At 44.8% G+C, this 25,753-nt stretch carries 26 protein-coding genes; 14 read left to right on the top strand and 12 right to left on the bottom strand.

Going from position 1 to position 25,753, the window contains the following annotated elements; translation table 11 throughout:
• The first annotated feature begins 222 nt into the window (after positions 1-222).
• The 7 genes from I8J31_RS17135 to I8J31_RS17105 all read left to right on the top strand — a co-directional run bounded on the left by I8J31_RS17135 (position 223) and on the right by I8J31_RS17105 (position 8,275).
• Complete coding sequence (locus I8J31_RS17135) at positions 223-1,584, top strand: ammonium transporter (RefSeq protein ID WP_199469809.1); 1,362 nt, start codon at positions 223-225, stop codon at positions 1,582-1,584.
• 2 nt (positions 1,585-1,586) lie between these two features.
• Positions 1,587-1,751 (top strand): hypothetical protein, encoded by a 165-nt coding sequence (locus tag I8J31_RS17130; RefSeq protein WP_199469808.1) that lies wholly within the window; start codon positions 1,587-1,589, stop codon positions 1,749-1,751.
• A gap of 179 nt (positions 1,752-1,930) precedes the next feature.
• Complete coding sequence (locus I8J31_RS17125) at positions 1,931-2,569, top strand: LysE family translocator (RefSeq protein ID WP_199469807.1); 639 nt, start codon at positions 1,931-1,933, stop codon at positions 2,567-2,569.
• Between the two features lie 410 nt (positions 2,570-2,979).
• The gene (locus I8J31_RS17120) at positions 2,980-4,674 is read left to right on the top strand and encodes a methyl-accepting chemotaxis protein (protein ID WP_233402871.1); all 1,695 of its coding nucleotides are present in this window, start codon (positions 2,980-2,982) and stop codon (positions 4,672-4,674) included.
• Positions 4,675-5,112: 438 nt separating this feature from the next.
• On the top strand, positions 5,113-5,778 hold the full coding sequence (locus I8J31_RS17115; protein WP_199469806.1) for a GntR family transcriptional regulator: 666 nt from the start codon (positions 5,113-5,115) through the stop codon (positions 5,776-5,778).
• Positions 5,779-5,843: 65 nt separating this feature from the next.
• The gene (gene puuE, locus I8J31_RS17110) at positions 5,844-6,788 is read left to right on the top strand and encodes an allantoinase PuuE (protein WP_199469805.1); all 945 of its coding nucleotides are present in this window, start codon (positions 5,844-5,846) and stop codon (positions 6,786-6,788) included.
• A gap of 137 nt (positions 6,789-6,925) precedes the next feature.
• Positions 6,926-8,275, top strand: a complete 1,350-nt coding sequence (locus I8J31_RS17105) for a Fic family protein (protein ID WP_199469804.1) — start codon at positions 6,926-6,928, stop codon at positions 8,273-8,275.
• Positions 8,276-8,298: 23 nt separating this feature from the next.
• Here the strand turns inward: I8J31_RS17105 and I8J31_RS17100 are convergent, their stop codons facing one another.
• The 7 genes from I8J31_RS17100 to I8J31_RS17070 form a co-directional block, all read right to left on the bottom strand.
• Positions 8,299-8,664, bottom strand: a complete 366-nt coding sequence (locus tag I8J31_RS17100; RefSeq protein WP_199469803.1) for an AraC family ligand binding domain-containing protein — start codon at positions 8,662-8,664, stop codon at positions 8,299-8,301.
• A gap of 221 nt (positions 8,665-8,885) precedes the next feature.
• Positions 8,886-10,112, bottom strand: coding sequence for an allantoate amidohydrolase (locus tag I8J31_RS17095; protein WP_199469802.1), 1,227 nt, complete (start codon positions 10,110-10,112; stop codon positions 8,886-8,888).
• Positions 10,112-11,332 (bottom strand): pyridoxal-phosphate-dependent aminotransferase family protein, encoded by a 1,221-nt coding sequence (locus I8J31_RS17090; RefSeq protein WP_199469801.1) that lies wholly within the window; start codon positions 11,330-11,332, stop codon positions 10,112-10,114. Before I8J31_RS17090 ends, I8J31_RS17095 begins: the two co-directional genes overlap by 1 nt.
• A 9-nt stretch (positions 11,333-11,341) precedes the next feature.
• Positions 11,342-12,160, bottom strand: coding sequence for a sulfite exporter TauE/SafE family protein (locus I8J31_RS17085; protein ID WP_199469800.1), 819 nt, complete (start codon positions 12,158-12,160; stop codon positions 11,342-11,344).
• 42 nt (positions 12,161-12,202) lie between these two features.
• Positions 12,203-13,792: a gamma-glutamyltransferase family protein gene (locus tag I8J31_RS17080; protein WP_199469799.1), complete on the bottom strand. Its 1,590-nt coding sequence runs from the start codon at positions 13,790-13,792 to the stop codon at positions 12,203-12,205.
• Positions 13,793-13,798: 6 nt separating this feature from the next.
• Positions 13,799-14,989 (bottom strand): amidase, encoded by a 1,191-nt coding sequence (locus I8J31_RS17075; protein ID WP_199469798.1) that lies wholly within the window; start codon positions 14,987-14,989, stop codon positions 13,799-13,801.
• 159 nt (positions 14,990-15,148) lie between these two features.
• Positions 15,149-15,967, bottom strand: a complete 819-nt coding sequence (locus tag I8J31_RS17070; protein WP_199469797.1) for a MurR/RpiR family transcriptional regulator — start codon at positions 15,965-15,967, stop codon at positions 15,149-15,151.
• Positions 15,968-16,315: 348 nt separating this feature from the next.
• Between I8J31_RS17070 and I8J31_RS17065 the strand changes: the two genes are divergently transcribed.
• The 6 genes from I8J31_RS17065 to I8J31_RS17040 all read left to right on the top strand — a co-directional run bounded on the left by I8J31_RS17065 (position 16,316) and on the right by I8J31_RS17040 (position 22,172).
• Positions 16,316-17,107, top strand: a complete 792-nt coding sequence (locus tag I8J31_RS17065) for a transporter substrate-binding domain-containing protein (protein ID WP_199469796.1) — start codon at positions 16,316-16,318, stop codon at positions 17,105-17,107.
• 9 nt (positions 17,108-17,116) lie between these two features.
• On the top strand, positions 17,117-17,779 hold the full coding sequence (locus I8J31_RS17060; RefSeq protein ID WP_199469795.1) for an amino acid ABC transporter permease: 663 nt from the start codon (positions 17,117-17,119) through the stop codon (positions 17,777-17,779).
• 24 nt (positions 17,780-17,803) lie between these two features.
• On the top strand, positions 17,804-18,454 hold the full coding sequence (locus tag I8J31_RS17055) for an amino acid ABC transporter permease (protein ID WP_199469794.1): 651 nt from the start codon (positions 17,804-17,806) through the stop codon (positions 18,452-18,454).
• On the top strand, positions 18,441-19,169 hold the full coding sequence (locus I8J31_RS17050; protein WP_199469793.1) for an amino acid ABC transporter ATP-binding protein: 729 nt from the start codon (positions 18,441-18,443) through the stop codon (positions 19,167-19,169). The genes I8J31_RS17055 and I8J31_RS17050 overlap by 14 nt, the downstream gene beginning before the upstream one ends.
• Positions 19,170-19,363: 194 nt before the next feature.
• A complete protein-coding gene (locus I8J31_RS17045; RefSeq protein ID WP_199469792.1) occupies positions 19,364-20,719 on the top strand; it encodes a GGDEF domain-containing protein in 1,356 nt (451 codons plus the stop codon).
• A gap of 97 nt (positions 20,720-20,816) precedes the next feature.
• On the top strand, positions 20,817-22,172 hold the full coding sequence (locus I8J31_RS17040) for a GGDEF domain-containing protein (protein ID WP_199469791.1): 1,356 nt from the start codon (positions 20,817-20,819) through the stop codon (positions 22,170-22,172).
• Positions 22,173-22,184: 12 nt separating this feature from the next.
• On the opposite strand, the gene I8J31_RS17035 is transcribed toward I8J31_RS17040, so the two are convergent.
• From I8J31_RS17035 to I8J31_RS21065, 3 genes are all read right to left on the bottom strand, one after another.
• Positions 22,185-22,751 carry a hypothetical protein gene (locus I8J31_RS17035; RefSeq protein ID WP_199469790.1) on the bottom strand — a complete coding sequence of 189 codons (567 nt, stop codon included), beginning with the start codon at positions 22,749-22,751 and terminating at the stop codon, positions 22,185-22,187.
• A 12-nt stretch (positions 22,752-22,763) separates the two neighbouring features.
• Positions 22,764-23,129 (bottom strand): DUF805 domain-containing protein, encoded by a 366-nt coding sequence (locus tag I8J31_RS17030; RefSeq protein ID WP_199469789.1) that lies wholly within the window; start codon positions 23,127-23,129, stop codon positions 22,764-22,766.
• Positions 23,130-23,209: 80 nt separating this feature from the next.
• On the bottom strand, positions 23,210-23,335 hold the full coding sequence (locus I8J31_RS21065; RefSeq protein ID WP_267905904.1) for a hypothetical protein: 126 nt from the start codon (positions 23,333-23,335) through the stop codon (positions 23,210-23,212).
• On the opposite strand from I8J31_RS21065, the gene I8J31_RS17025 reads away from it, so the two are divergent.
• Positions 23,325-24,386 (top strand): helix-turn-helix domain-containing protein, encoded by a 1,062-nt coding sequence (locus I8J31_RS17025; protein WP_199469788.1) that lies wholly within the window; start codon positions 23,325-23,327, stop codon positions 24,384-24,386. The genes I8J31_RS21065 and I8J31_RS17025 overlap by 11 nt on opposite strands.
• Here the strand turns inward: I8J31_RS17025 and I8J31_RS17020 are convergent.
• Both I8J31_RS17020 and I8J31_RS17015 read right to left on the bottom strand, forming a co-directional pair.
• Positions 24,381-24,683, bottom strand: a complete 303-nt coding sequence (locus I8J31_RS17020; protein WP_199469787.1) for a hypothetical protein — start codon at positions 24,681-24,683, stop codon at positions 24,381-24,383. The genes I8J31_RS17025 and I8J31_RS17020 overlap by 6 nt on opposite strands.
• Before the next feature lie 87 nt (positions 24,684-24,770).
• Positions 24,771-25,751, bottom strand: a complete 981-nt coding sequence (locus I8J31_RS17015) for an aldo/keto reductase (protein ID WP_233402870.1) — start codon at positions 25,749-25,751, stop codon at positions 24,771-24,773.
• Between the last annotated feature and the right edge of the window lie 2 nt (positions 25,752-25,753).

Genomic DNA, 25,753 nt, shown 5'->3' with positions numbered 1-25,753 from the left:
TCTTTTAATCAGTGTAGATATTCAACATGGCAATCAGATTCTGAATGGCAAAAAAATCGTTGAAACATTCTTATCAATATTTTCTCAAGGATAGATAAATATCAGCAAATAACGCGTAAGACGTGACCCTGATAGTGCCAAATTAAGGATTGAAAACGGCGTAATACCATCACTGAACTAAAGGTTCTGTGATACATATACTCCACAATAAGGAACAATATTATGGCGACAGAAACTCCAACGCTTGAATCCCTGCAAGCCGCGCTCGATGCGCAGCAAGCGGTATTCAACATGCATCAAGCAATGAATGTAGAAGTCTTTTACTGGTGGTGTACCGCCATCATGGTAATGATTCACGCAGGCTTCTTAGCCTACGAAATGGGGGCATCTCGTAGTAAAAACGCATTGGCAGCCGGTGTTAAAAACATCCTTGCACTGGCCGTCATTATTCCCACTTTTTACCTGTTCGGCTGGTGGATTTACAACGCCTTCCCAGGCGGGTTAATTCCGGCTGAAGCCTCTGCGGCATTACCGTGGGCGCAAAGCATGGGGCCTGATGTTCAAGACATGGGCACAGGGATTTTCTGGGCGGCATTCGCCTTATTCGGTGCAACAACAGGCTCTATTATGTCTGGTGCCGTTATTGAACGTATTCGCGTGAGTGCCTTCTTAATTCTCACCGTCATTCTTGGTAGTGGCGTTTGGATTTTAGCCGGTGCTTGGGGCTGGCATCCAGACGGCTGGATGCTGACTGAAATGGGCTACCATGATGTTGGCGCTTCTGGGGTGGTACACGCCATTGCTGGTTTCTTCACCCTTGGTGTATTGATCAACCTAGGGCCTCGTGTTGGTAAATTCATTGAAGGCGTTCCACAGCAAATCAAAGCCCATAACTTACCCATGACCTTAATTGGTTTGATGATGATCATCTTTGGTTTCTTTGGATTCCTTGGCGGTTGTATCATCTTTAATGGTGGCGAAACGGGTTGGACGACTATCTACAACACACCCACTAACCTATCGGCTTTTGCTTTCAATACCTTGATGGGCTTCGCTGGTGGTGTTATCGGTTGCTATATTGCTACTCGTGACCCTTTCTGGACCATGTCTGGCGGCTTAGTCGGTATCATTTCTGTGGCAGCGGGTTTGGATTTGTACGATCCGGGCTTAGCATTCATTATCGCAACGTGCGTCAGCTTCATTGCGGTTGGTGCCGCAAAACTGCTTGAAAAACGTGGCATCGATGATGCGGTTGGCGCGGTTGCTGTTCACGGTGTCACTGGGGTTGTTGCGGTTATTCTAGTTGGTGTATTCGCTGGCGGCACACCAAATATGGATGGTAATCCAGCCATTAGCTTATACGGTCAAACCGTCTGTGCCATTGTCATGATGGTGCTTGGTTTCGTTCCAGGTTACCTAGTGTCTTATCTTCTTAAGAAGTTCAACATGCTACGTGTTCCTGAAAACGTAGAAGACCTAGGTCTTGATGAAGTTGAAATCCTTACACACCCTTATCCAGAAACCGTCCCAGCGAGTACCTCTAAAGGTGCTGACATGGGCGATCTAGAAGCGAAAGGAGCATAATTATGGGCACATCTATTACAACGTGGGAAAACGTCTCGGCTTACTTTACCTTTGCCGACAGTCCGATGGCTTTGGTTCTATTCAGTGCTGGCGTAACAGGTATTGTTGTCGGGCTGATTCGCTTCATTATGAAACATGAAAAAGAAGCCTTCGAAAATACCAAGTAAGAGGATCACTATTTGATCATCTTTCTGAAATAGGTGCAGATTTATTTCAGTCAAAACGCTCGATGCCTGCCATCGAGCGTTTTTATTTTAGAATCAAATCTAATGAGAGAGTTTTTTATTAGAATTAATGAGTGCTACAGAGCACCTTCCCTAAACTTACCAATCCAACGAGGGTCTTTATGAACCACCACACCCTATTCATTTATGCTGCTGTTGCCTTCTTTTATATTATCAGTCCCGGCCCTGCGGTTTTTCTTGCCCTGTATAACGGCGCATCACGGGGAATAAAAGCCGTTATGGTGTCGGCTCTAGGTAATATTATCGGCCTTTTCTTCCTTTCCTTGCTCTCCATCAGCGGACTCAGTGCCATCCTGATGGCCTCATCAAGTTTGTTCATGGCGGTCAAAATTATTGGGGCTGCTTACCTTATTTATTTAGGCATCAAACAGCTACGCGCCACGCGAAAACCTAAACCAGCAATGCATTCCCCTGACACTATAAAGAGTGAACGCGGTTTATTTTCTTACTTCAAAGAAGGGCTAATTGTGGCGGTGACCAACCCAAAGCCAATTCTGTTTTTCGCCGCCTTGTTCCCGCAATTTTTGGATATGACCCAAGCGATTCTACTTCAGTTCATCATAATGACAGGCATCTTCATGTTGTTTTCATTCCTTTCACTCACCACCTACGGTTATTTAGCCCAACAAACGAAAACACTGGTACGCAACTCAAACGCAGGGAAGTGGTTTCAACGTGTTAGTGGTGGGCTTTTCATCCTCATGGGCATTAGTTTGTTTCAAGTAAAAAATGCAAGCTAATTGACGCGATAAAGTAAACCTCGCCGATTCCTTCAAGCTGAGTAGGTTAGAGCAATTTTTCCTTCTTCAGAGATTCAATTTATGATGGCAGCTTATTTAGCCGCTGCCATCTGCCATCTCCAATAACTCACAATCATTTTTTGATATTGATTCTCAGTAATCACAAAAAATTGTTACCAGAATGTAACTGAAGCGCTTTTTTATAGTAAACAGAATCATCTCATACTATGGTTAGTTATAAGTTCGGCTTATCCAAAAGTAATGTCTTAGATACGTGGGAACAGCAAAAGCAAAAAATCAGATCGAGATCGTTCCATAACGCTAGAGGAAGCCATTCGATATTATTTTTTAGCGCTCACTCCAAAGACTCTACTCAAGGATCAATATTTTAATCAGGATGGAAGTAACCTATGCTACGTCACGTAAAAATTTCCCAAAAAATATTCATAATGAGTGCCATACAGCTCCTTATTATCGCATTTTTAGGCTACGTCAGCCTTACCAGCATGTTTAAAATAGGCAAAGAAATAACCGATATAGCACACACCAACATCCCTCTTTCCCGAAGCATTTCAGTCATTACTGAACACCAGCTAGAAGAAAGCATTTTATTTGAAAAGGTCATTTCTCACGCCCTGATTGACCTCGTTAATGGTCATGATATCTCAGAAGAGACCTTGGCTTTAATCAATAAACTTAAAGAAAAAACCGACCAACTTCATACCGAACTATACGACTTAGAAAGCAGCCTGGAATCAGCTATAGACTCATTGCACTCAGAACAGGAAAAAGCAAAATATTCAACGCTTCTAGAAAGCTTTAAAGGAATAGAAGAACAATTTAGCCATCTCGAAAAAGCCACATTAGATTTCCTAGACACAATGAAAGCAGAGGGCATTAAATCGGCATTAAACAAAGTCTACGCTCTAGAAAAAGAAAACACTCTGGTCGCGGGGCAGCTAGTCGCACTACTTAATCAGGCACAAGAATTCTCATTAAGCGCCGCGAACCAAGCCGAAAAAGATGAACTCAGCGCCATTTCTAATATCACAACGCTTTTAGCGATTGCCTTCTTATTGGGCATCATCATTCCCTTTTTCATTGGTCGTTCCATCACGAACCCTTTGCAATACTTAATTCAGAGAGTACAAGCTGTCGTCACGGGTGATGGCGACCTTACCTATCGAATTAATAGCCCAAGCACGGACGAACTAGGTCAAATATCTAATATTTTCGACAGTTTCATGGCCAAACTGCAAAGCACCATTCAAAACGTTAATACTTCCGCAGAATCTCTAGGCAAATCGTCTGACACAGCGTTAGGTATCATCCAAAACACCCTCAGTGGTGTAGAAAACCAACAAGCAGAAACACGACAAGTCAATGAGTCGGTAAAGCATATGAGCCTTGCCACAGCAGAAGTGGCACAACATACCATAGAAGCGTCAGAAGTGGCTGAACGCGTCAAAGCCAGAGTTCTTGAAGGTAAAAAGTCCGCCGATGAATCTCAGGACATCATTAAAAGCCTCGCCAGAGACGTTCAAGACACCTCCACTGACATCAGTGCTTTAGTAAAAGAAACCGATAATATTGGTACCGTCTTAGATACTATTCAAGGGATTGCTGAACAGACTAACTTACTGGCGCTTAATGCTGCTATCGAGGCCGCTAGGGCTGGCGAAACAGGCCGAGGATTTGCCGTCGTTGCCGATGAAGTCCGCACCCTAGCGCAACGCACACAAGAGTCAACCGTAGACATTCAAGCCCTTGTTGAGAAGTTGCAACAGGAAGCGAGCAAAGCAATGGAAAGCATGAATAAAGGCAGCGCGGTAACAGAGGAATGTCTAGAAAAAAGCCAACGAACTTCTGAAGTGTTTGATGAAGCAGCCATCGCCGTTAATGAAATCTCTGCGTTTAACGCCCAAATCGCCACCGCCGCAGAAGAGCAATCTGCCATGGCTGAGCTAGTCCAAACGAGTATCGAAAACATCAACAAGATCGCAGAAGAAACTCGTACAGACACTCAATCTGCGGTGCAATCGAGCGAAAACGTAGCGATGCGACTGAACGATTTAAACGATAACTTAAGCCACTTTAAATGCTAATCTTACTGAGCTAGCAGCAGCGCAAGATTATCAATTTAGGAGGTCATCTAAAATACTAAAAGGCCCTGTACTTATACAAGTACGGGGCCTTTCTACTTTTGACCTTGCTCAAATAACACACCTTTATTACTGGGCCCAAGACGCTGTTCAGCTTCTTACTTTATAGCCACATTCCTCTCGACCCATTGTATACAATGCCCCCCCCCCTACTATGCGCTAAAAAGCCTGAGCCTTTTACTTGACCGAGAAACAAGCTTTCAATCGCCTGTAAAATAATAGAGCACCATAAAAAGGCGAAAGCTCCGATTTAAACCCAATATAATGCACAGTGTTCAATGCTTTTGTTGAAGATGTGAAGATCATTTTGTCGTGTTATATTGATGAGCTGCTAGGTATATAAATAAAACAAGTTGTATACCATCTTCAAGAGAATAACCTATGTCCAATGACGAAAAAATTTACCAACAAATTCTAAAAGCCATTATTGAACACCAATTACCGCCTGGAGCACGTCTGCCAGAAGACAGCCTTGCCGTAGCCTTTGGCGTTAGCCGCACAGGCATTCGCAAAGTATTGCAAAGGTTAGCCCTAGAACACTTTGTCGTGATCGTGAAGAACAAAGGCGCTCAAGTGAACAGACCCAACGAAACAGAAGCCTTAGAAGTATTGGACAGCCGCATCCTAATAGAACCTCAACTCATTCATGAGCTATTACCACATTGGAATACAACACACTCCCAGACATTCAGAACCATGGTTCAAGAAGAAAACAGTGCAGAACAAAATAGCCAATTGGCTGACAGTATTCAGTTAACCGCACGTTTCCACTACGAGCTCGCCAAGCTGTCAGGGAATAGAATACTCGCCGCCTTTGTCGAACAACTCTGCTATCGGTCCTCCCTTATCTTGGCGGCTTACGGCACCCGAGGCAGTGTGAGTTGTGATGGTGGAGATCATTCGAAATTACTCGACCTACTCGACAAAAAAGACGCCAATAACGCAGAAAAATGGATGAGAGACCACCTTAAACACATCAAAGCCTCTCTTATCCTAGAAAGTCGAGAAGAGCAAAATATTGATTTTAAAAGACTTTTTTCTCGTTAACAACAGGGCACCCATTTTGCTAATAGAACCAAATTTTCCCAACATACTATTTGAGGGCAAGCTTCATGAAACATTATCTAGAAAGAGACCACGCTGGCTACGGCCGTCAGCCACCAAAAGTAAACTGGCCTAACAAGGCTCGCGTGGCGTTACAGTTCGTATTGAACTTCGAAGAAGGCGGTGAAAATTGCGTACTACATGGGGACGAACATTCAGAAACCTTCCTATCGGAAATGTTCGGCGCTCAAGCCTATAAAGACCGCCACATGAGCATGGAGTCCCTCTACGAATACGGTTCTCGGGCTGGCGTATGGCGTATCCTGAATGAATTTGAACGCCGAGGTTTACCACTTTCTATCTTTGCCGTCGCAACGGCCCTACAACGTAACCCAGACATTGCCAAAGCCTTCGTGGATGGCAATCATGAAATCGTCTGTCATGGCTTAAAATGGATTCATTACCAAGACATGCCCATTGAGCAAGAGCGCGAACACATGCGCGAAGCACTGGCGCTTATCGAACACGTTACTGGGGTAAAGCCCACCGGCTGGTACACAGGACGCGATTCGCCAAACACCCGCGCCCTCGTCGCAGAACAAACCCAACTAAAATACGACTCAGACAACTACGGCGACGACCTACCCTATTGGGTACAAGTCCCTCATCATGAAGACGCTCTTCATGATGGTGAAAATAAAACCAAACCGCATTTGATTGTGCCCTACACCCTAGACTGCAACGACATGCGTTTTGCTTCACCTTACGGATTCAGCCATGGAGAAGAGTTTTTCCAGTATCTAAAAGACAACTTTGATTGTTTATACGAAGAGGGCGCCACCGCACCAAAAATGATGTCCATTGGCATGCACTGCCGAACCCTAGGCAAACCCAGCCGCTTCATGGCATTAAAGCGTTTCTTAGATTATGTGCAATCTCATGACCATGTTTGGATCGCTAAACGGGAAGACATTGCCGACCACTGGATACAAAACCATCCGCCAGAGCTTTAGTAGATAAAATGAGAAAAGAACAAAGGAGCAATACCGCTACAGTATTGCTCCTTTTTTATTTGACATGGTTAATTGACATTAACACTAAAAATGTCATTATAAGTCATTCATAACGCAATTTTAGGAATTTGAGTTATATGTCAAAGGGAAGCGTAGAAAGAGCCCCTGAGTTTCATATTGATAAAATAGATTTGTCTGCTTTATCGGCATTTATCACATCTCATAAAGCGACCGACGATAAAGGCAGGTATTTACACTGGGACCAACTCAAATGGCGTGTTCCAAGAGCTGATGCAAAAAATATTTGGCTCGCAGTAAAATTCCATAGAGCAATGCAGGAAAAAGTCATCACAATAACGGATGAAAAAAACATTCCTTTTTCGTATTCCATCACCCACTCTATGGAAGCAAAACTACATCAGGTAATAAAAATCGCTGGTGGAAGTATTGGGGCAATAGCAGACAATCCAGTTTCCAAAAATATTCAGCAAAAATTTCTCGTTTCTTCATTAGTGATGGAAGAAGCCATCACCAGCGCTCAACTTGAAGGCGCTTCTACGACCAGAGAAGTAGCGAAAAAAATGTTAGAAGAAGAACGGGACCCTATTGATGAGGATGAAAGAATGATCCTCAACAACTTCTTCTTACTGAGACATGCAGAAAGACAGTCAAAAAATGACCTTACTGTTGACCTGATTCTAGATTTTCACAAGATAGCAACAATAAAGACCACGGAAAACAATGTGGTACCCGGCGAATTCAGACAAAATGACGACATCTATGTAGAAGATACAACAGGAGAAATCGCCCACCAGCCTCCATGCTATAACCAAATCCCCACTCGACTCCAAATGCTATGCGACTTCGCCAACACAGATCATTCAGGTTCCAATGGCGGCCAATTTATTGCTCCAGTCATCAAAGCCATTATTCTCCATTTCATGATCGGTTATGAGCACCCATTTAGAGACGGTAATGGTAGGACAGCAAGGGCCTTGTTCTATTGGTTTATGCTTAAAAGCGACTATGAATTATTTCGTTACGTATCCATCAGTAAATTATTAAAAGACGACCCCAAAGGGTATGGGCTGTCTTATATGTACACGGAAAAGGATCAAAATGACCTAACCTATTTCATTGATTTTCAGCTAGACATTATTTTATCCGCATTCGATGAACTACAGCGATATTTGCAACAAAAAACCGAAGAGTTCAACCAAGTTCTTACGCTTCTAGAAAATTCTGGCTACAACCATTCCTTAAATTTTGTTCAAAAAGATATCATCAAGAAAGGCACCAAAGAGCCAGGCAGGATATTTACAGCAAAAGAAATTGCTAGCTCTTATGATGTGTCAGAAAATACAGCGAGAACATACCTAACCAAATTGGTTTCTCTAAAGTTACTATTAGAAACAAAAGACGGACGAACAAAACTCTACCTTGCCCCGTCTGATCTTATGCAGAGATTAAAATCAGACAGGACTTAATGATTTCACCTTGTCTCTAGCAGCTAAAACACCACATCTTCCGGCACGGTGACAAAAATCGAATGGCGGATTTCATTGTTCAGGGCCTTGCTGCAATGACCTTCGCCTTGGGTGTCTTCCAGTAGCAGAACATCGCCACCGCTGAATTGGCGCGTTTCACCAGATGACACCATGAATTCACAGCTTCCCTTGATAATAAACAGCAATTGGCGCTGTGGTGCTGGGTGCCATTTAAAATCGTAGTCGCTTGGGGTTTCGCGAAAGATCATCTCGCCAACGGGAAAGCGCTCTGACAAAAAACCAATTGGGCCACCATCACGAACCGCTATATTCAAATCACCAAAGTGGCTCTTGCCCTGATCATCGTTAAAAATGCGCGTAAATCTCATCGAATACCCCTCTATTTACCGTAATCATAAACCTCCATGCAATTCAATTGGCTTGCACATTGCCTCGTTCCTCAACATGTCAGCGCCAATTAAACACATGAAAACCTTTACTCGCTTGTTCATATTTATTTCATTCAAGTGTCATTGGATACAACGCCAGAGCGATTCTTCGAGCCTGCTCGGGGAGCGAGGCGTTATGCCTGAATAGCCACAAAAAAACGTTAGATCAAACTCTGTAATGTGTGATCCAATACCACCAAGCTGGCAGAGACATCTTCGGCGTTGATCGCTTCCGCCGGATGATGACTGATGCCTTTATCACAACGCATAAACAACATGGCAACAGGGCAAATATCCGCAATCGCCATGGCATCGTGGCCTGCGCCAGAAGGAAGAGTTAGTGGTTCGTAACCCGCTTTTTGAATAGCACGACAAAGCGCAGACTGTAACTTCTTGTCGCAATGTACAGCATCGGCGGCGTGGGTTTGTTTTATGTCTAAAGTGACGTTACGGCGTTCAGCAATGGCTTGAATATCCGACAAAATCTGCGCTAAGCCTGCGTCTCGCTTGTCGTCAAATTCACTGCGAATATCCAACGAAAAGTTAGTCTCGCCTGAAATGACATTCACACCGTTCGGGCGGTTATTAATTTGTCCTACTGTCGCCACTATTTTGTGTTCTTGAGCCACTTTTTCGACCGCTAAGATCATCTCACTCACGGCACACAACGCGTCTTGGCGTAATGGCATAGGCACGGTTCCAGCGTGACCTGCCATGCCTGTTACCGTTAAGTCGAATCGTTTTGCACCAGCAATGGCGCTAACCACGCCAACTGGTAAATTTTCGTTTTCTAGCACTGGACCTTGTTCAATATGCAGCTCTAAATAGCCCATTAGGGCGTCTTGGTGGATGGCGGCATTTTGTACCTTGTCAAAGTCCAAACCAAACGCTGCCATGGCGTCTTTTAAGCAAATGCCATCGCTGTCTGTTACCTCCGCCCATTCTTTTGGCCATTGGCCTGTCAGTGCTCGACTGCCTAACAAAGTCGAACGAAAACGGGTGCCTTCTTCATCCCCAAAGCCAACAAGATCAAGGTGAAAAGGCAAATCTATAGATTGCTCTTTAAACGCCTGTATTAAGGAGATCGGGGTTAATACCCCTAGCATGCCGTCGTATTTACCGCCATTTGGCACGGTATCCAAATGACTTCCCATCAAGAAACGAGGCGCATTAGGGGTTTTGCTTTCTAAACTTCCCCGTAGGTTTCCCGCTTCGTCTTGCCAAGAGGTCATACCCGCCTGCACCATCCACTCGCCAACCAGTTGATTGGCTTGTTTATGCTCCGCGGTCAAATAGCGGCGATCCAAACAGGTGTCAGACTGACTGATGTTGCCAAGCTCGTCACAACGCGCCATGACTTGTTGTGCGATTTTGTCGTAATCAATCATTACTCATCTCCAGAATAAAGCGCCATGGCCGCGTCAACCGCCGCGCCTGCGGGTAATCCATGTCCAGCACGTCGTAATACGGTTTCAAGAGATTGCAAGGTGTGCAGAACGGCATCTTGTCGAGCGTTGTAGCCCATGGTGCCGATACGCCATACCTTGCCTTTTAATGGGCCAAAGCTGGTGCCAATTTCGATGTTAAAGATGTTCAGTAAATCATGACGGATTTGCTCGCCGTCTACTTGATCGGGAATGTTGACCCCCACCACGTTGTTCATTTTATGTTTCAGATCACCAAAGATCTCTAACCCCATGGCCTGAACGCCCGCCAACATAGCATCGCCCGCTAACTGGTGGCGCTTAAGCACGGCGTCTTGGCCTTCTGTCAGTAAACCTATGGCACATTCACGGGAACCAAACAGCATGGTCGCCGCTTCCGTATGGTGGTTTAAGCGTTCTTCACCCCAGTAATCCATGATCATGGGCAAATCAAAATAGTTAGAACGTATACGCATTCCACTAGAGTCTTGATGATGGGCATCACGAATACCCGCTTCCACATGAGCGCGTTTTCGCACCGTAGTAACAAAACGTTCACTCAACGTGATAGGCGCACTGCCCGATGGACCACCCAAACATTTTTGCAGACCAACGGTCACGGCATCTATCTTCCATGCATCCGTTTCTAGCGGGTTGCCACCAATAGACGCGGTGGCATCTGTGTAAAACAACACATCATGGGCGCGGCAAATATCGCCAAGTTCTTCCAGCGGCTGCAACATGGTGGTCGAGGTATCACCTTGTACAATGGCTAATAATTTAGGTTGTACTTTTTTAATGGCGTCTTCGATCTGTTGAGGGTCAAATACGTCACCCCACGGCACTTCGATGGTGTGCACTTCGGCATCGGCACGTTCGGCAATTTCTGCTAACAGATGACCAAAGCGACCAAAAATAGGGATCAGTACCTTGTCGCCCGGTTCTAAGCAAGACACTAACGCCGCTTCGATTCCTGCGCGAGACGTGCCATCAATCAAAAAGGTCTGTTGGTTCTGGGTATTAAATACACGGCGATACAGTTCCATGACTTCATTCATGTAGCTGGTCATGGTCGGGTCGTATTGACCAACCAGCTGGGTCGACATGGCGGTCAAAACCCTCGGATAACAGTTGATCGGACCGGGGCCCATTAATAATCTTGGTGGTAAAGAAAGCAACTGCATAATGAGCTCCTAAAAAATGACTTGGTAAAGCATGCGTAACCCAGTAAAGATAAGCACAACGGCAAACACCTTCTTCAGCTTGGACGCATCAAGACGGCTCGCTAACCCAGCTCCCACAGGAGCAAATAAAACCGTTAGTGGCACAATGAATGCGAACCCAATAAAGTTCACCAAACCCACGGTACCAAAAGGCGCGTCTAATGGGCGTTCACCCATCACCAACATGGTCACAGCACCCGGTAAGGAAATGATCAGCCCCACTGCGGCGGCCGTTCCAACCGCTCTATGTGCTGGATAATTGCAAAAAGTCAAAATCGGAACGGTCAAGGTTCCGCCGCCAATGCCCACCATGCTGCTGAATAAACCCACCAGCGTTGCAATAACACCCTGTCCCGTTTTGCCCGGTAAGGATGAAAACAAAGCTTCTTTGCGAGCAAACAACATGTTCAATGCTGACAAACAAGCAATAATGCCAAAGAATAATGTTAGTAGTTCACCATTGACGCTGGTCACCACATAGCCACCAACCATCACACCAACGAAGATAAATCCCCCCCAATGTTTTAACAAAGCGAAGTCCACATTGCCTTTCGCATGATGGGCACGGATCGAACTGATCGAAGTAGGAATAATGGTCGCAAGAGAGGTGGCCGTTGCCACCAACATAGCGGAGTCACTGTTTACACCAAGTCCTTGATAGATGAAAAACAACACAGGCACGATGACAATACCGCCGCCAACACCGAGCAACCCAGCCAATACACCGCCGATCACACCAGTGCCCATCATGGCTAACAACATGGAAATATTTTCCATCAAAAATGACATTTATTTCTCCTAACTTTTGTTCTCTTATTTGAATATTTTTAACTATGTGCTTTTAAGATGCGTACCTGTAACGGCTGCCCCATCACTACGCGGGTCCGTCGCTGCGATTGTTTGTCCATCAGGCTGAAGCACGACCGCACCGGCGTGCCCCATCAATTCATTACAAGAGTCTACGACCACAAGGTCATGACCGCGTTTTATTAACGTATCTGCCGCTTCACGGGCAAAATCCGCTTCCATTTTGAGATTGTGACTTTCACTTCCCCATGTTCGACCCAACAGCCAACGACCTTCGCTTATGGCTTTATCTAATGGCATCTGGTGATAAACATAACGACTAAATAACGCGGCTTGAGTCTGCGGCTGGCCTTCGCCCCCCATGGTGCCATAACTGATACGACGACCATCCTTTAACTCTGCAAAAGCCGGGTTCAAGGTATGAAATGGCTTTAAATTCGGCGAAAGCTCTTGAAGTGAGCCTTTTTCTAACGAAAAAGACGAGCCGCGATTATTCCAAACAATGCCTGTGGAAGGGCTAACAACACCGCTGCCAAACTCCCAATACAGGCTTTGAATGTAGCTGACCATTCGGCCTTCATTGTCACACGCGCCCATCCAAATGGTGTCCCCTTGTTTTGCCTCATAAGGCCAAGGCTGTGCGCTATCCAAAGAAATATTGTTTAGCATCTTAGCCAGTGAATCGTCGGCTAATAAATCCGCCAAATCTGCGGTTAATCTTGATTCATCGGTGACATAAAGATTACGTGCGATAAAGGCTTGCTTAGTGGATTCAATCAGTAAGTGCGCCATGTCTGTCGACGTTTTACCCTGCTCATAAATTCGATCATAAAGGGCCAAAATCAATAATGAGGCGATGCCTTGGGTCGGCGCTGGCAAGTTATAAAGTTTGCCAACACTGGTGCTCACTTGCAGCGGTTCCACTCTTTGCGCTTGGTAAGAATGAAAATCGCCCAATCGAATCGGAGAACCAGCGGCTGCTAAATCTTTCGCTAATAATTGCGCGGTTTCCCCTTGGTAAAAATCCTCTAGGCCTTTTTCCGCTAAGCGTTCTAACGTGGTTGCAAGGGTCGGTAAGGTCAGTGCATCGCCTTGTTGATAAATACTGCCTTCTGTTAAGAAAGCATCCGTAAAGCCCTGCATCGGCGATAGGTCATCAAAGGTTTTTACACTGGCATCCACAAAGCTTTTGGTAACATCAAGCCCTTGATTCGCATAGGAAATAGCGTCGCCTAACAAGCTAGATAAAGGTAAGTTTGGCTGCCAGTTTTGGCTAACGGCTAACGCTTCTTGCCAACCGGCTACGGCACCGCCCATGGTCAAGGCGGCTTTTCCGCCCCGTGTGGGAATGATGTCGTGACCCTTATAAAAATCGAGTGTCGCTAATTGCGCCGCTTTGCCTGATGCATCAATGCCAATCGGCGCTTTGCCCGGTTCGCTAATCAGCCAAAAACCATCGCCACCCAAACCATTCATATGTGGATAGGCCACTGCAATCGAGGCCGCTGCTGCGACCATGGCTTCAATCGCCGTGCCACCTTGCTCTAGTATTTTTTTGCCTGTCTCGGTCGCCTTAAAATGCGGAGCAGTAAAGGCTATTTCATTTTGGCTCATGTCACACTACTCCATTAATTTCTTGGCTATTTGAATGAGTTCTAGGTCACTGTTTCTTGGGCCAACCAGAGACAATCCGCAAGGTACACCATCCAACTCACAAACCGGTAAATGCAGTTGCGGAAGCCCAGCTAAACCTGCAATTGCCGTTAAATCCATCAGCTGGTTACGATAGTCGGCGAGTTCATCATCTGACGCGGTAAATAACGGCGATAAACCGGGCGTGGTTGGGATAATAAGCACGGACCCTGCTATGGCACCTAATAGCCAATCGGTGAATTGCTTTCTTTGTTGTTGAGCGGCGTTTATTTCGTCGTCCGAAATGGTTGCACACCATTGAAAACGAGCCTGAATATCGGGTGCCATGACTGGGTTTGTCTGAATGAACCAATCACCATGCTCTTGCCATATTTCAGAACCTTGCAGGGTGCGGAAGGTTTCGCCTGTTTTCCATGCTTTAGTGTCGATATTTAGCACTGAAATATCCATTGCAGCCGCCGAAAAAACACTGCGTGAGAACCAGCGTTCAAATTGCTTTTGCAACGCTTTGCCATGGGCCACACTTTCGATCAAGTTATCTGCCACCAAAACATGACTAAGTTTTTGATTAACTTGACCTTTAAAGAGTACCGAAGCCGTTTTCTCTAAGATGTTCAAGTCTTTTGTGATCCAGCCAACCGTATCAAAAGACGGCGCAAGGGCAACCATATTATCCGCCGCAATCGCACCATGGGTTGGACGCAAACCAAACAAGCCGTTGTAACTTGCTGGTACGCGGATGGAGCCACCGGTATCCGTACCTAAACCAATATCAGCGAGCCCTAACGAAACAGCCACCACCGAGCCCGATGACGATCCACCTGGGAGACGGTCTGGTGTCACCGGGTTTGATGGTGTTCCGTAATGAATGTTTTGACCATTTAAACTATAAGCCAATTCGTCGGTGATGGTTTTGCCACAAAAATCCGCCCCTGCATCCAGTAATGCCTGCACACTTGAAGCGGTTTGAGTGGGAATATCATGGCTGGCAAGCCAAGAAGGATTACCCGCCGAGGTTGGCAAACCTGCCATATGAAACAAATCCTTAACCGCCAGACGAAGGCCACTTAAAGACTTATTATTCAAGGCTTTAGACGTGATTTTAACGCTATTATCACCGAGCGTAAGAAATGGATTTTGAACGATTGAATGCTTCATATGGTCCCCTTGGTCAGAACATATGAAACAATCGTTTCATTCACATGTCAACTGAAACAAAATAAGATCGCAAGATTACCATGTTGAAAACGAAGGATAAAAGCAGACATTTAAAATGTGAAAACACCCAACACCTTGATCGAAGGTCATGGACTTAATTCAAGGTTCTAACTCATCAAGTTTTTCATACAAAGCCGAAATTGCCTGCGTTCTTCGACCTGCGGTATCACCGAGATAACCATAAACACGGTTACACAGCATAGAAACAAGGCTCATGGGGGCAGCATAGCTATCGAATGGGCTTTCGTTGCCAAGGTGGCAAACCAATACATGGGACACTTGTTGGTTATAAACCTGTCCAGTTGGGTCAGTAATAAGAATGGTGGTTTTCCCTTCTAGTACAGAGACAATCTGTTTGAACTCTCGTGTCCGTCTTCTAAAGCCCAGCAACACGACCACTTCGCCCTCTAGAATATCGTGTAAGTCTTCTGCTAATGTCTGCCCCGGCTGAGGTAACAAACGCACCATTCTTCGTACTTGTTGTAATTGCTGACGAAAATGCAGGGCAAGGGGATAAGCGTTTCGAAAACCGATCAAGGTTACTCGGCTGGCATTGGCTAGGCGCTGGCTTATCTCATTGAGGACTTCCGGACTTAGCCCTTCAAAGGTTAACGCTAGATTTTTGAGCTCTTGAGAAGTTTGATCCAAAGAGGCGCCTTCCGTAAAAATAGGCACTCCGCTTTCTCGTATGGCAAGTTGCGCCTGTTTCGCCCCCTGATGAGAGTCGTAACCAAGCTGACGAAAGAAACGACTGACCGTCGCTTTTGAGGTATTGGTGTTATCAGCAATTTCAGCAGACGTTTGGCTAACAATCGCCAATGGGTTCTGCTGTAAATAGTTCGCTATAGATCGAGCCGATGGCGATAGGTCTGGATAACTTTTCTCGATCAGAGATAACACGTCTTGCTTGGTCGTCACTTATAAACCTCAAATAAACCGTATTTTTTACTGGTGTGAAGGCGTCACAATAATAGAAAGCACCGTCACTGCCAACTCAGATTCAGGCTTTACAGCGAGATACACAAGAAAGCACTGAAAAAAGCCCAAACAACCCATAACCTCAAAAAAATTGCACTGCAAACAAGCACAAAAAAAGCAAACGCACCAAAACATTCCGACTTTCACCTATTTTTCGTAAGGGAATTTTTATCGGTTTTGCAGCTTTTTGTTACATAGAATCAGCTTTAAGAAACATTTGTTTCATTTTGGCATGGGTGTTGCTAATTGTGTTTCAGGCATTAAACCAAACACGAGGATTATCCTGAAATGAAAAAGTTAACAAAACTTCTAGGTAAAACATTAATTGTAGCGGCCTGTTTTTCTGCGTTCAATGCAACGGCAGACGTATTACAAGACATAAAAGACCGTAAAGTTATCCGTATTGCTGTGCCACAAGATTTCCCACCATTTGGTTCTATCGGTAAAGACCTTAAGCCTCAAGGTATTGATGTGGATATGGCCAACTACATTGCTAAAGAAATGGGTGTTGATCTAACGATTATTCCCGTCACCAGTGCAAACCGTATCCCTTACCTACAAACGAAGAAAGTAGATCTGGTTATTTCTAGCCTTGGTAAAAACCCTGAGCGTGAAAAAGCCATCGACTTTTCAACACCTTACGCGCCATTCTTCCTAGGCGTATTTGGTTCTAAAGATGTGAGTGTAGACGCCATTGCGGACCTTGCTGACAAAACAGTTGGTGTGACTCGTGGTTCTGTTGAAGATCTGGAGCTAGAAAAATACGCACCTAAATCGGTTAATGTGCGTCGTTTTGAAGACAACAACACAACCCTTACTGCTTATTTATCGGGTCAGGTTAACCTAATCGCTACGGGTAACTTGGTTGCAACAGAAATTGCAAAACGCCAACCAAGCCGTGCTCCAGAAGCGAAGTTCATGCTGAAAGACTCTCCTTGCTACATAGGTTTAGCGGAAGGTGAAGTGGCACTGCAAGCGAAAGTCAATGAGCTAATCAAAAAAGCATTAGCAAGTGGCGAGCTAAACAGCATTTCTATGAAATGGCTAAAAGCGCCGCTACCAAAAGGTTTTGGTGCCTAAGGGTCCTTTATGTTGTATTTCTCTGATCTATTGCAATACAGCGACACGTTTCTCAGTGGTCTTCGGACCACTGTGGAACTGACTGTACTGACAACCATTTTAGGCGTTGCTCTAGGAACAACTTGCGCGGCAATACGCCAGTATGGAAACACCGTCAGCCAACGTGTGGTCGCCTCTTATGTTGAGCTTATTCGCAATACTCCCTTTATTGTTCAACTGTTTTTTATCTTTTTCGGTCTTCCTGCTATTGGTATGAAATTATCACCATGGGAAGCCAGTATCATTGCGTTAACGATTAACCTAGGTGCTTACAGCACAGAAATTATTCGTGCCGGCCTAGGCAGCATTTCCAAAGGGCAGGTGGAAGCCGCGAAAGTGTTAGGGCTTACCTTCAGACAAACTTTATTTCGCATTATTTTTATTCCTGCTTTTGAAAAAATTTACCCTGCACTCGTGAGCCAATGCATTATCGTAATGCTAGGTTCGGCCGTTATTTCGCAAATTTCAGTCGCCGATTTAACCTATGCAGCTAACCTTGTTCAATCTCGAAATTTTCGTGCCTTTGAAAGTTACTTGGTAACCGCTCTGTTGTATCTCGGTTTATCTATCATTTTAAGGTTTGTTCTTGACGCCATTGGCAAACGCTTATTCGCCTATCGTGCCATCAAGTAAGGAAAATAAGATGAGGAAGAACAAATGATTCAATTTTCAAATTACGACATTATCAGCAACTTGCTGTTTGCCACCCAATGGACAATATTACTGTCATTGGCCGCCTTCATTGGTGGGACAAGTGTCGCTCTACTATTAACCGCTATGCGTTTAACACGTAATCCGGCCATGCAAACCGTGGTACGTATTTATGTGGAGCTGTTTCAAGGCACGCCATTATTGATGCAAATGTTTTTGTGTTTCTTTGGCTTGTCTATGCTGGGATACGAAATCTCAGCCTGGAGCGCCGCGATTCTATCACTGACCTGTTTTACCAGTGCTTTTTTGGTAGAAATTTGGCGTGGCTGTATCGATACGTTGCCAAAAGGCCAGTGGGAAGCTTGCCGCTGCTTAGGGTTAAGCTTTCTACAAACTTTGCGTCATATTATCTTGCCGCAAGCCATCCGCGTGGCAACGGCCCCCACCGTTGGCTTTTCCGTACAGGTGATTAAAGGTACAGCATTGGCTTCTGTGATTGGTTTTGTCGAACTCACTAAAGTCGGCACCATGTTAAACAATGCAACGTTTGAACCTTTTAAAGTTTTTACTTTGGTCGCACTTATTTATTTTGCACTTTGTTACCCTTTGTCGCTCTACAGCAAGCACTTGGAGAAAAAATTCAATGTCTCTCGTTAACCTGCATCAAGTCCATAAATACTATGGCGATTTACATGTCCTTAAAGGCATTGATCTTGATATCAAAGCTGGCGAAGTGGTTTCCATTATCGGTAAAAGTGGTTCAGGTAAAAGTACCCTTTTGCGTTGTATAAATGGTTTAGAAGAATACCAACAAGGCGGCATTACGGTTGATGGTAACGAAGTCACTACAGAAGACATCCAAGTACGCCGCTTAGCCTTAAGTGTTGGCATGATTTTCCAAAATTTTAACTTATTCCCACACATGACAGTGGGCGAAAACATCATGTTAGCACCGACCATTGTGTTGAAAAAAAGCAAAGCGGAGGCGGAAGAAATCGCCCGTGCCATGTTGCTAAAAGTCGGTCTAGAAGAAAAGTTCGACAGCTACCCAGAAAAACTGTCTGGTGGACAACAACAACGTGTGGCCATTGCCCGTGCGCTTGCTATGTCGCCTAAGGTGCTACTGTGTGACGAGATTACTTCAGCACTCGACCCTGAACTGGTTGGCGAAGTGCTTAAAGTACTAGAGCAATTAGCAAAAGAAGGCATGACTTTGGTACTCGTTACCCACGAAATGAACTTCGCCCGTGACGTTGGCAGCAAAGTGGTCTTCATGCACCAAGGTAAAGTCTGGGAAGAAGGCGATTCTAAAACCCTGCTTTCCGATCCACAGACAGATGAACTAAAACAGTTTATTGGTGCCGTGCTTTAAGTTTTTTCGCTTCTTAAAAAGGCCAGCCTGTTGCTCTTATGGTAAGAGAACGGACTGGCTTTTTTATTTTCTGCATCAAAACCCAAGCTTATTAAACGCCCCTACAATGCGTTACAACTTATTCTGTGTCCGACAAGCAAAAGTGACGTAAAATTAAGCCTGCGATAAAAAAAATACTCAGGATATTTTACCTAATGTTTGATTGGATCAATGCTTCTCTTAACCGAAAAATTGGCAGTATACTCGCGGTATCATTAAGCTTCTTATTGGTCGTTATCGGCTATTCCATTTACCAAGTTCGCTCCATCAATGCTGAATTAAAAGACGTATCAAGAGTCGACCTTCCCCTCACCTCAGTCATTACGGAAGTCGAAATGTTACAGCTGCAGCAGCACCTTTCCATGGAACACTTCCGCTTGTTAATGGGCAAAGGCAATGAAGAACAAGACCCTATCGCGTCGTTTTCACATCGCCACCAAACCATTGTTCGCCTGCTTGACCAGGCCACCCAGTTAGTCAGCACAAATATTAATAACGATACCATTCAATTTAAACCCGAAGAATATCAACGCATACTCGATGAAATACATACCTTCTCTATTGTGAACCAGAGTTTTGAGCAACAACTTGAGAGCCTGCTCGGTACAGCTTCCTTATCAGAAGAAGTTTGGGCCGATTTAGAAGCAACAGCAGCCAATTTAGATAAAAACATTGTCTCTATCTTAGAACAAATTAACCAACTCACCCTTGAAGCCACACGTTATACCGAGGAACACCAACAGAGCTTCTTGCTAGTCGAAACAGGCCTTGGCATTTGTGCCTTTATCTTAAGCACCTTACTCGCCGCCTATGTCATACAGGTTATGCGTTCCCGAATTGACAAGATTCACCAACAGGTAGAACAACTGCATACCTCCCTAGAACAAGGCGGTCCAATAGCCAGACCTGACAACCACAATCTAAAAGCAAGTGATGAATTGAGCGAACTGGAACTTGACCTTAAAAAGATGATTGCTCGCCTTTCTGATGAAATGAACACCCGTCAGGAGTTCGAGCAGCAGCTTATTCAGCTGGCAACAAAAGACAAGTTAACCAATACCTATAACCGCCATAAGTGGACAGAACAAATCCAATTATTGATCAATTTTGCCAGCCAAGATAAAACCTTTAGCTTGGTCTCATTAGATGTTGACCACTTTAAAAAAATCAATGACACCTATGGTCACCAAGTTGGAGATAAGGTTCTACAACGATTAGCGGACTTACTGCAAAAGAATCTGAAAAAAACAGACATGGTCTTCCGTATGGGCGGTGAAGAATTTATGGTGCTTTTAATACAGCAAGATCTAGCAGAAGCATCAGCCATTGCTGAACGGCTACGTAATAAAATAGCAAGCTATCAAGAAGAGAATTTGCCCACCTTCACTGCCAGTATGGGCGTAACCGAATATAACCTAGGCGAAACAGAAGACAGTCTGATGACCCGTGTTGATGAAGCCCTCTACCAATCAAAGAAAAGTGGCCGTAATTGCATCACTTGGCTGGAGTAATCAAAGTAGCCTTTTTTACACCTTGGCTCTATCTAAATCTCAAAATTGAAGTAAAGTTAAATTTGTCATGAAGAAAAAAAGACAGGACGTTTACGCTATGTTTGACTGGATTAATGCCTCCCTTAACCGAAAAATTGGTAGTGTGCTCGCAGTATCATTAAGCTTTTTACTCATTGTTATCGGTTATTCCATCTATCAGGTTCGAGTCATCAATAGCGAGTTAAAAGAAGTCTCAGAGATTGACCTCCCCCTAACCGAAGTCATCACTCAGGTAGAAATGCTACAACTAAAACAACATCTTTCAATGGAACGCTTCCGTCTTTTAATGGGCACAAACAACGCTGAGCAAAATCCTATTAAATCTTTCTCAGACCGTCATCAAGCCATTACCCACCTACTCAACCGAGCCACTCAGCTAATCAGCTCTAATCTTAATAATAACAACATCCAATTTAAGCCAGCCGAATATCAGCTCATACTCGATGAAATTAATGATTTTACCAAGAGCAATCAGAACTTTGAGCTGCAGCTTGAAAGCCTCTTAAAAAGAGGCCTCTTATCGGAGAAGGCTTGGGAAGAACTAGAAGTCTCAGCCTCTAACTTGGATAGCAATATAGTCACGATATTAAAACAAATTAACCAACTCACTTTAGAGGCCACACGCTACACAGAAAACCATCAACGCCAATTTATGGTCATTGAAACCGCCCTTGGCATTTGCGCTTTTCTATTAAGCTCTTTGCTTGCCTTCTATGTATTGCATGTCATTCGTACTCGCATTCATAGTATTCATCAGCAGGTGGAACTACTGCACACCTCATTAGAGCAAGGGGTACCCATAACAAGGCCTGACAACAATAGCGTTCAACCCAGTGATGAATTGGGTGAACTCGAGCTCGACCTTAAAAAAATGATCTCCCGTCTATCTGACGAAATGGACACCCGCAAAGAAGTCGAAGAACAATTGATTGTACTGGCCACAAAAGACAAACTGACCAATGTCTATAATCGTCACAAGTGGTCGGAACAAATCCAGTTATTGATCGACCTTTCCAACCAAAATAAAACCTTTAGCTTAATTTCATTAGATATTGATCATTTTAAAAACGTCAATGACAGCTACGGCCACCAAATTGGCGATAAGGTCTTACAAGCATTAGCCAATTTATTACAGAAAGACCTAAACAAACCGGACATGGTGTTTCGCATGGGCGGTGAAGAATTCACAATTTTATTAACACAACAGGGCTTAGAAGAAGCATCGAACATAGCTGAGCGCTTTCGTCACGACATAGAGCACTACCAGTCCGAAAACTTGCCTCAATTCACTGCCAGTATGGGCGTAACCCAATATCACCTAGGTGAAACAGAAGACAGCCTAATGACCCGTGCCGATGCGGCCCTCTACCAATCCAAAGAAAATGGTCGTAACCGCGTCACCACGGTGGCGTAACAGGTTAAAAAGTCAGCTAAAAACCACCTCACAATTCACCTCTTCTTGATCCAACCCAAACAAAGAAGACCATGACCATTCTCCGGGGTTAAGCACAAAGCCATAGCTTAGGGTTAACCCCGATTCAATTTTGATGTCGCCAAGCCTTACTTCACGGCCATCTGTAACCTGATAGTCTTCGCTAACCACTTCATCCCCAGAGATAAGCCTATTGGCCACCTCATCTGAATAGATAGCTAAACGAATAGAGTCAGCCGAATCAATATTGATGCTAGAGCCACCAAAGTCACCCGCCGCGAATCGAATAGGAACCGATACACAAAGGTCATCTTGCTGCTTGCTGGGTGTTTTTCTGGCAATCAGAACACCTTTTCCAGCAATGCCTCGTAACTGCAACAAGGTGCCCACTTTGGGTGATTCAATTAGCACTACAGCTTTAATATCATCAGGCTGAAAGGGTTCGCTTTTCACCCGTGAACTTTCGCTGCTACAGGCCGTTATTGTGAAAAAAACCGCTAAAAACATCAAAAATGGGCATAACATGGTGGATAAGCGGGGTAAGTTATTAACATATTTCATTTTCTTCACCTTTTAAATAGTCCTGTCGTTGTGTGGATAAATACCAGAATCGCCCTGAGGCTCACTGTCTGATTGGCTAGGTAAGGCCAATAAAATAAGCAAGACCAACATGCCAATTACAGGTATTAACACCACCAGCAACCACCAAGCAGAAAGATTCGTGTCATGTAACCTTCTGACCGTTAAAGACAACATGGGAAGAAAAATCAGCAGGCTATAAAGCGCTTCCATTCTCCATGATGCGTGAAAGAAAACGTCCAATAGGACGAATCCCACGGACACTAAACAGTTCACTAAAAAGAACATCCAAAATGCTTCTCGTGATGCGGTGCCTGAAAATTGCGCATAACGCTTCCAAGCGTCGAAATACCAGTCCATACTTTTCTCCTTTGATGAATCCCATCGAGGGGTGTTGAAGGCTTAAAAGTATCTTGCAAAGAAAAGATTCGCGTCCTAGATCAGGTTCGAGGACGTTCTTGATGAGGATCTAGGACATAATACAGGCCTGAATAGAGACCTTTACAGTCAGGCAAGGTTTTAGCTAATGACACAGAGACATCAGACGGAGCCAAAATGATCGCCATTCCATTACCTTTTGTGATTGCCTTGTTGTTATCCATATTGGCGGTTTTATTATTTCTTCGCCGTGAAGACAGCACCCAGTCAGCCTTTGTTTTTATCGCCTTATGTGCACTAACGACAACCGTCGTAGGGCTACGCTGGACGTTTGATTATCCGTTATTTCGTTTAATTCAGCCTATTTTAGCGGCCTGTATTCCTGTCACCGCTTGGTATTGTTTTTCCAGTGCATATACAGGTCATAACTTTCGCTTTTGGCACTTTTTACCCCCTATTTTGGTCACTTTAGCGTCTTTCACTTACCCCTTTTGGCGACCGCCTTTAGACCCCATGTTGACGTTTCTGTATGTGGCTTATGGTGTGGCGCTGATTCATGCTTCCTTTAACCGCTCTAACATTCCCGAGCAAGTGCGCTTTTCCGATATCGATAAGGCCTTAAAAGCAGAGCGTCTTGCAGGGATCATGCTGTTAATGTCAGCGGCGATTGATGGTGCCTTAGCAGTGGATTTTTCATTTTATGCTGGCGATCATGCCTTGGTGATACTCACAGTGGGTCATGCCATACTCTTGCCGGTGCTTGCTATCACGGTCATTATGATTAGCCTAAGCATAGCGCCAAGCGTTAACGACCTACCTAATCAAGAGAACAATCAAGATGCACAAAAAGCGCCCGTAGAAGAGCAAAAGGACAAGCCTCATCACCAGCTCACTGAGGATGAAGTAAAAGACATAGTACATAAGGTGGACGTTCTGCTCACCACCAAAGAAGCCTTCCTAGACCCAGACCTGACCCTAGATAGACTGGCCCGTAAGGCCTGCATTCCAGCCCGTCAGATATCGGCGGCGATCAACCAAGTTTATGGCCGCAACGTGTCTCAAGTGGTTAATGAATACCGCATTGAACGAGCAAAAACATTACTGATCAGCAGTGATAAAAGCATCACTCAAATCTATCTCGACTCTGGATTCCAAACCAAGTCCAACTTCAACCGAGAGTTCAACCGTGTGACGCAACAGACGCCGAGCGCCTTTCGGCGCTCGCGACAGAATTCATAACAAAGAAATCATTTTAACGCTGACGTAGAAAAGATAAAACATCTTGGTACATAGCTTGATGCCGCTCTTGCCGTGATAACCATGGGAAATCACCACCAGCGGAAATGTTCCAGCTAAAGGTGTGCCAATCCGTACCACATCCGTGTCCAGAAAAGCCGCGTTATCTGCGATTCTCTCTCGTGGAAAAGTCGTTACGGATGGATACCAAACACTGGTTTTTAAAGGTCTATCACTGTCTGCGTATAAAAGGCTTTGACCAAAACCCACCGCCTGTGCCGAAACAGTAGTTGCTGGCATTAGCACCTTAGCACCGGGGCGTTTGATGAATGAATGGCTGGTAGGTTTGCTATAAAAGAGCGATTTATCTCAAACCAACTATGCCCATCAAATAACCCGCTCCAACGCCTGCCAAAACGCTTCGGGAATGGCTTCTTGGTACCAAGCAATATTCTGTACCACACGCTCTTCACTTGCCATGCCGATAGCAATGGATTTCACACAGTCATAACGCAAAGCGTATTGAATCGCCGCCGCTTGAAGGGAGACATCAAACTGTTCACATACCGCTTCTATAGCGACCACTTTTGTCACAATGTCTGGCGGCGCTTCAGCGTAAAAATAATGCCCAAGATCGCGAGACCCCTTCGCTAGGATGCCAGAGCTAAAAGGCGCAGCGGCGATCAAAGAGACCTGATTCGCAGCACACTTATCCGTAAAGCTATCGGTAATGTCATGATTTAATAAGGTGAAACAATTGGCCACCATAAAGCAGTCAAACTGGGCGTATTCCATGGCTCGGTCGCACACTTGCCATTCGTTCACTCCCAAGCCGATGTTGCCCACAAGGCCTTGCTCGCGAAGTTCCGACATTGCGCTGAAACCACCATCAATCGCTTGCTGAAAATAGACCTTATTCTTTTCCTGATGGGTCAGTTCACCAATGTCATGCATGAATAACATATCAATTCGGCTGACTCCCAAACGCTGTAAAGAGTCTTCAAACGAACGCATGATGCCGTCATAGGAATAATCATATTCACGGTCAAAAGGACTGGCCTCGACATAATGGTCAGCGTCTTTTTTATGACTATTTTTGTCTGGGTGTAAGACTCTCCCCACCTTGGTGGATAAGAAGATATCATCCCGAGACATGGCCTCTAAAGCCACGCCCATGCGCCGTTCAGCAAGGCCAGCACCGTAATGGGGAGCGGTGTCAAAATAGCGGATCCCCAACTTATGGGCTTTCGTCATCGCCTTGCTCACCGCTTCATAGGAAATAGGCCGATAGAGATTACCGACTCCCGCACTGCCAAAGCCGATTTCTGTGATGGCTGAACCACTGCTGTCTATTATTCTGGTTTTCATCC

The organism is Marinomonas transparens (genome assembly GCF_016463975.1).
Classification (GTDB): domain Bacteria; phylum Pseudomonadota; class Gammaproteobacteria; order Pseudomonadales; family Marinomonadaceae; genus Marinomonas; species Marinomonas transparens.
The sequence above is the reverse complement of the archived record's forward strand: the minus strand, read 5'-3'. Positions and strand labels throughout refer to the sequence as shown.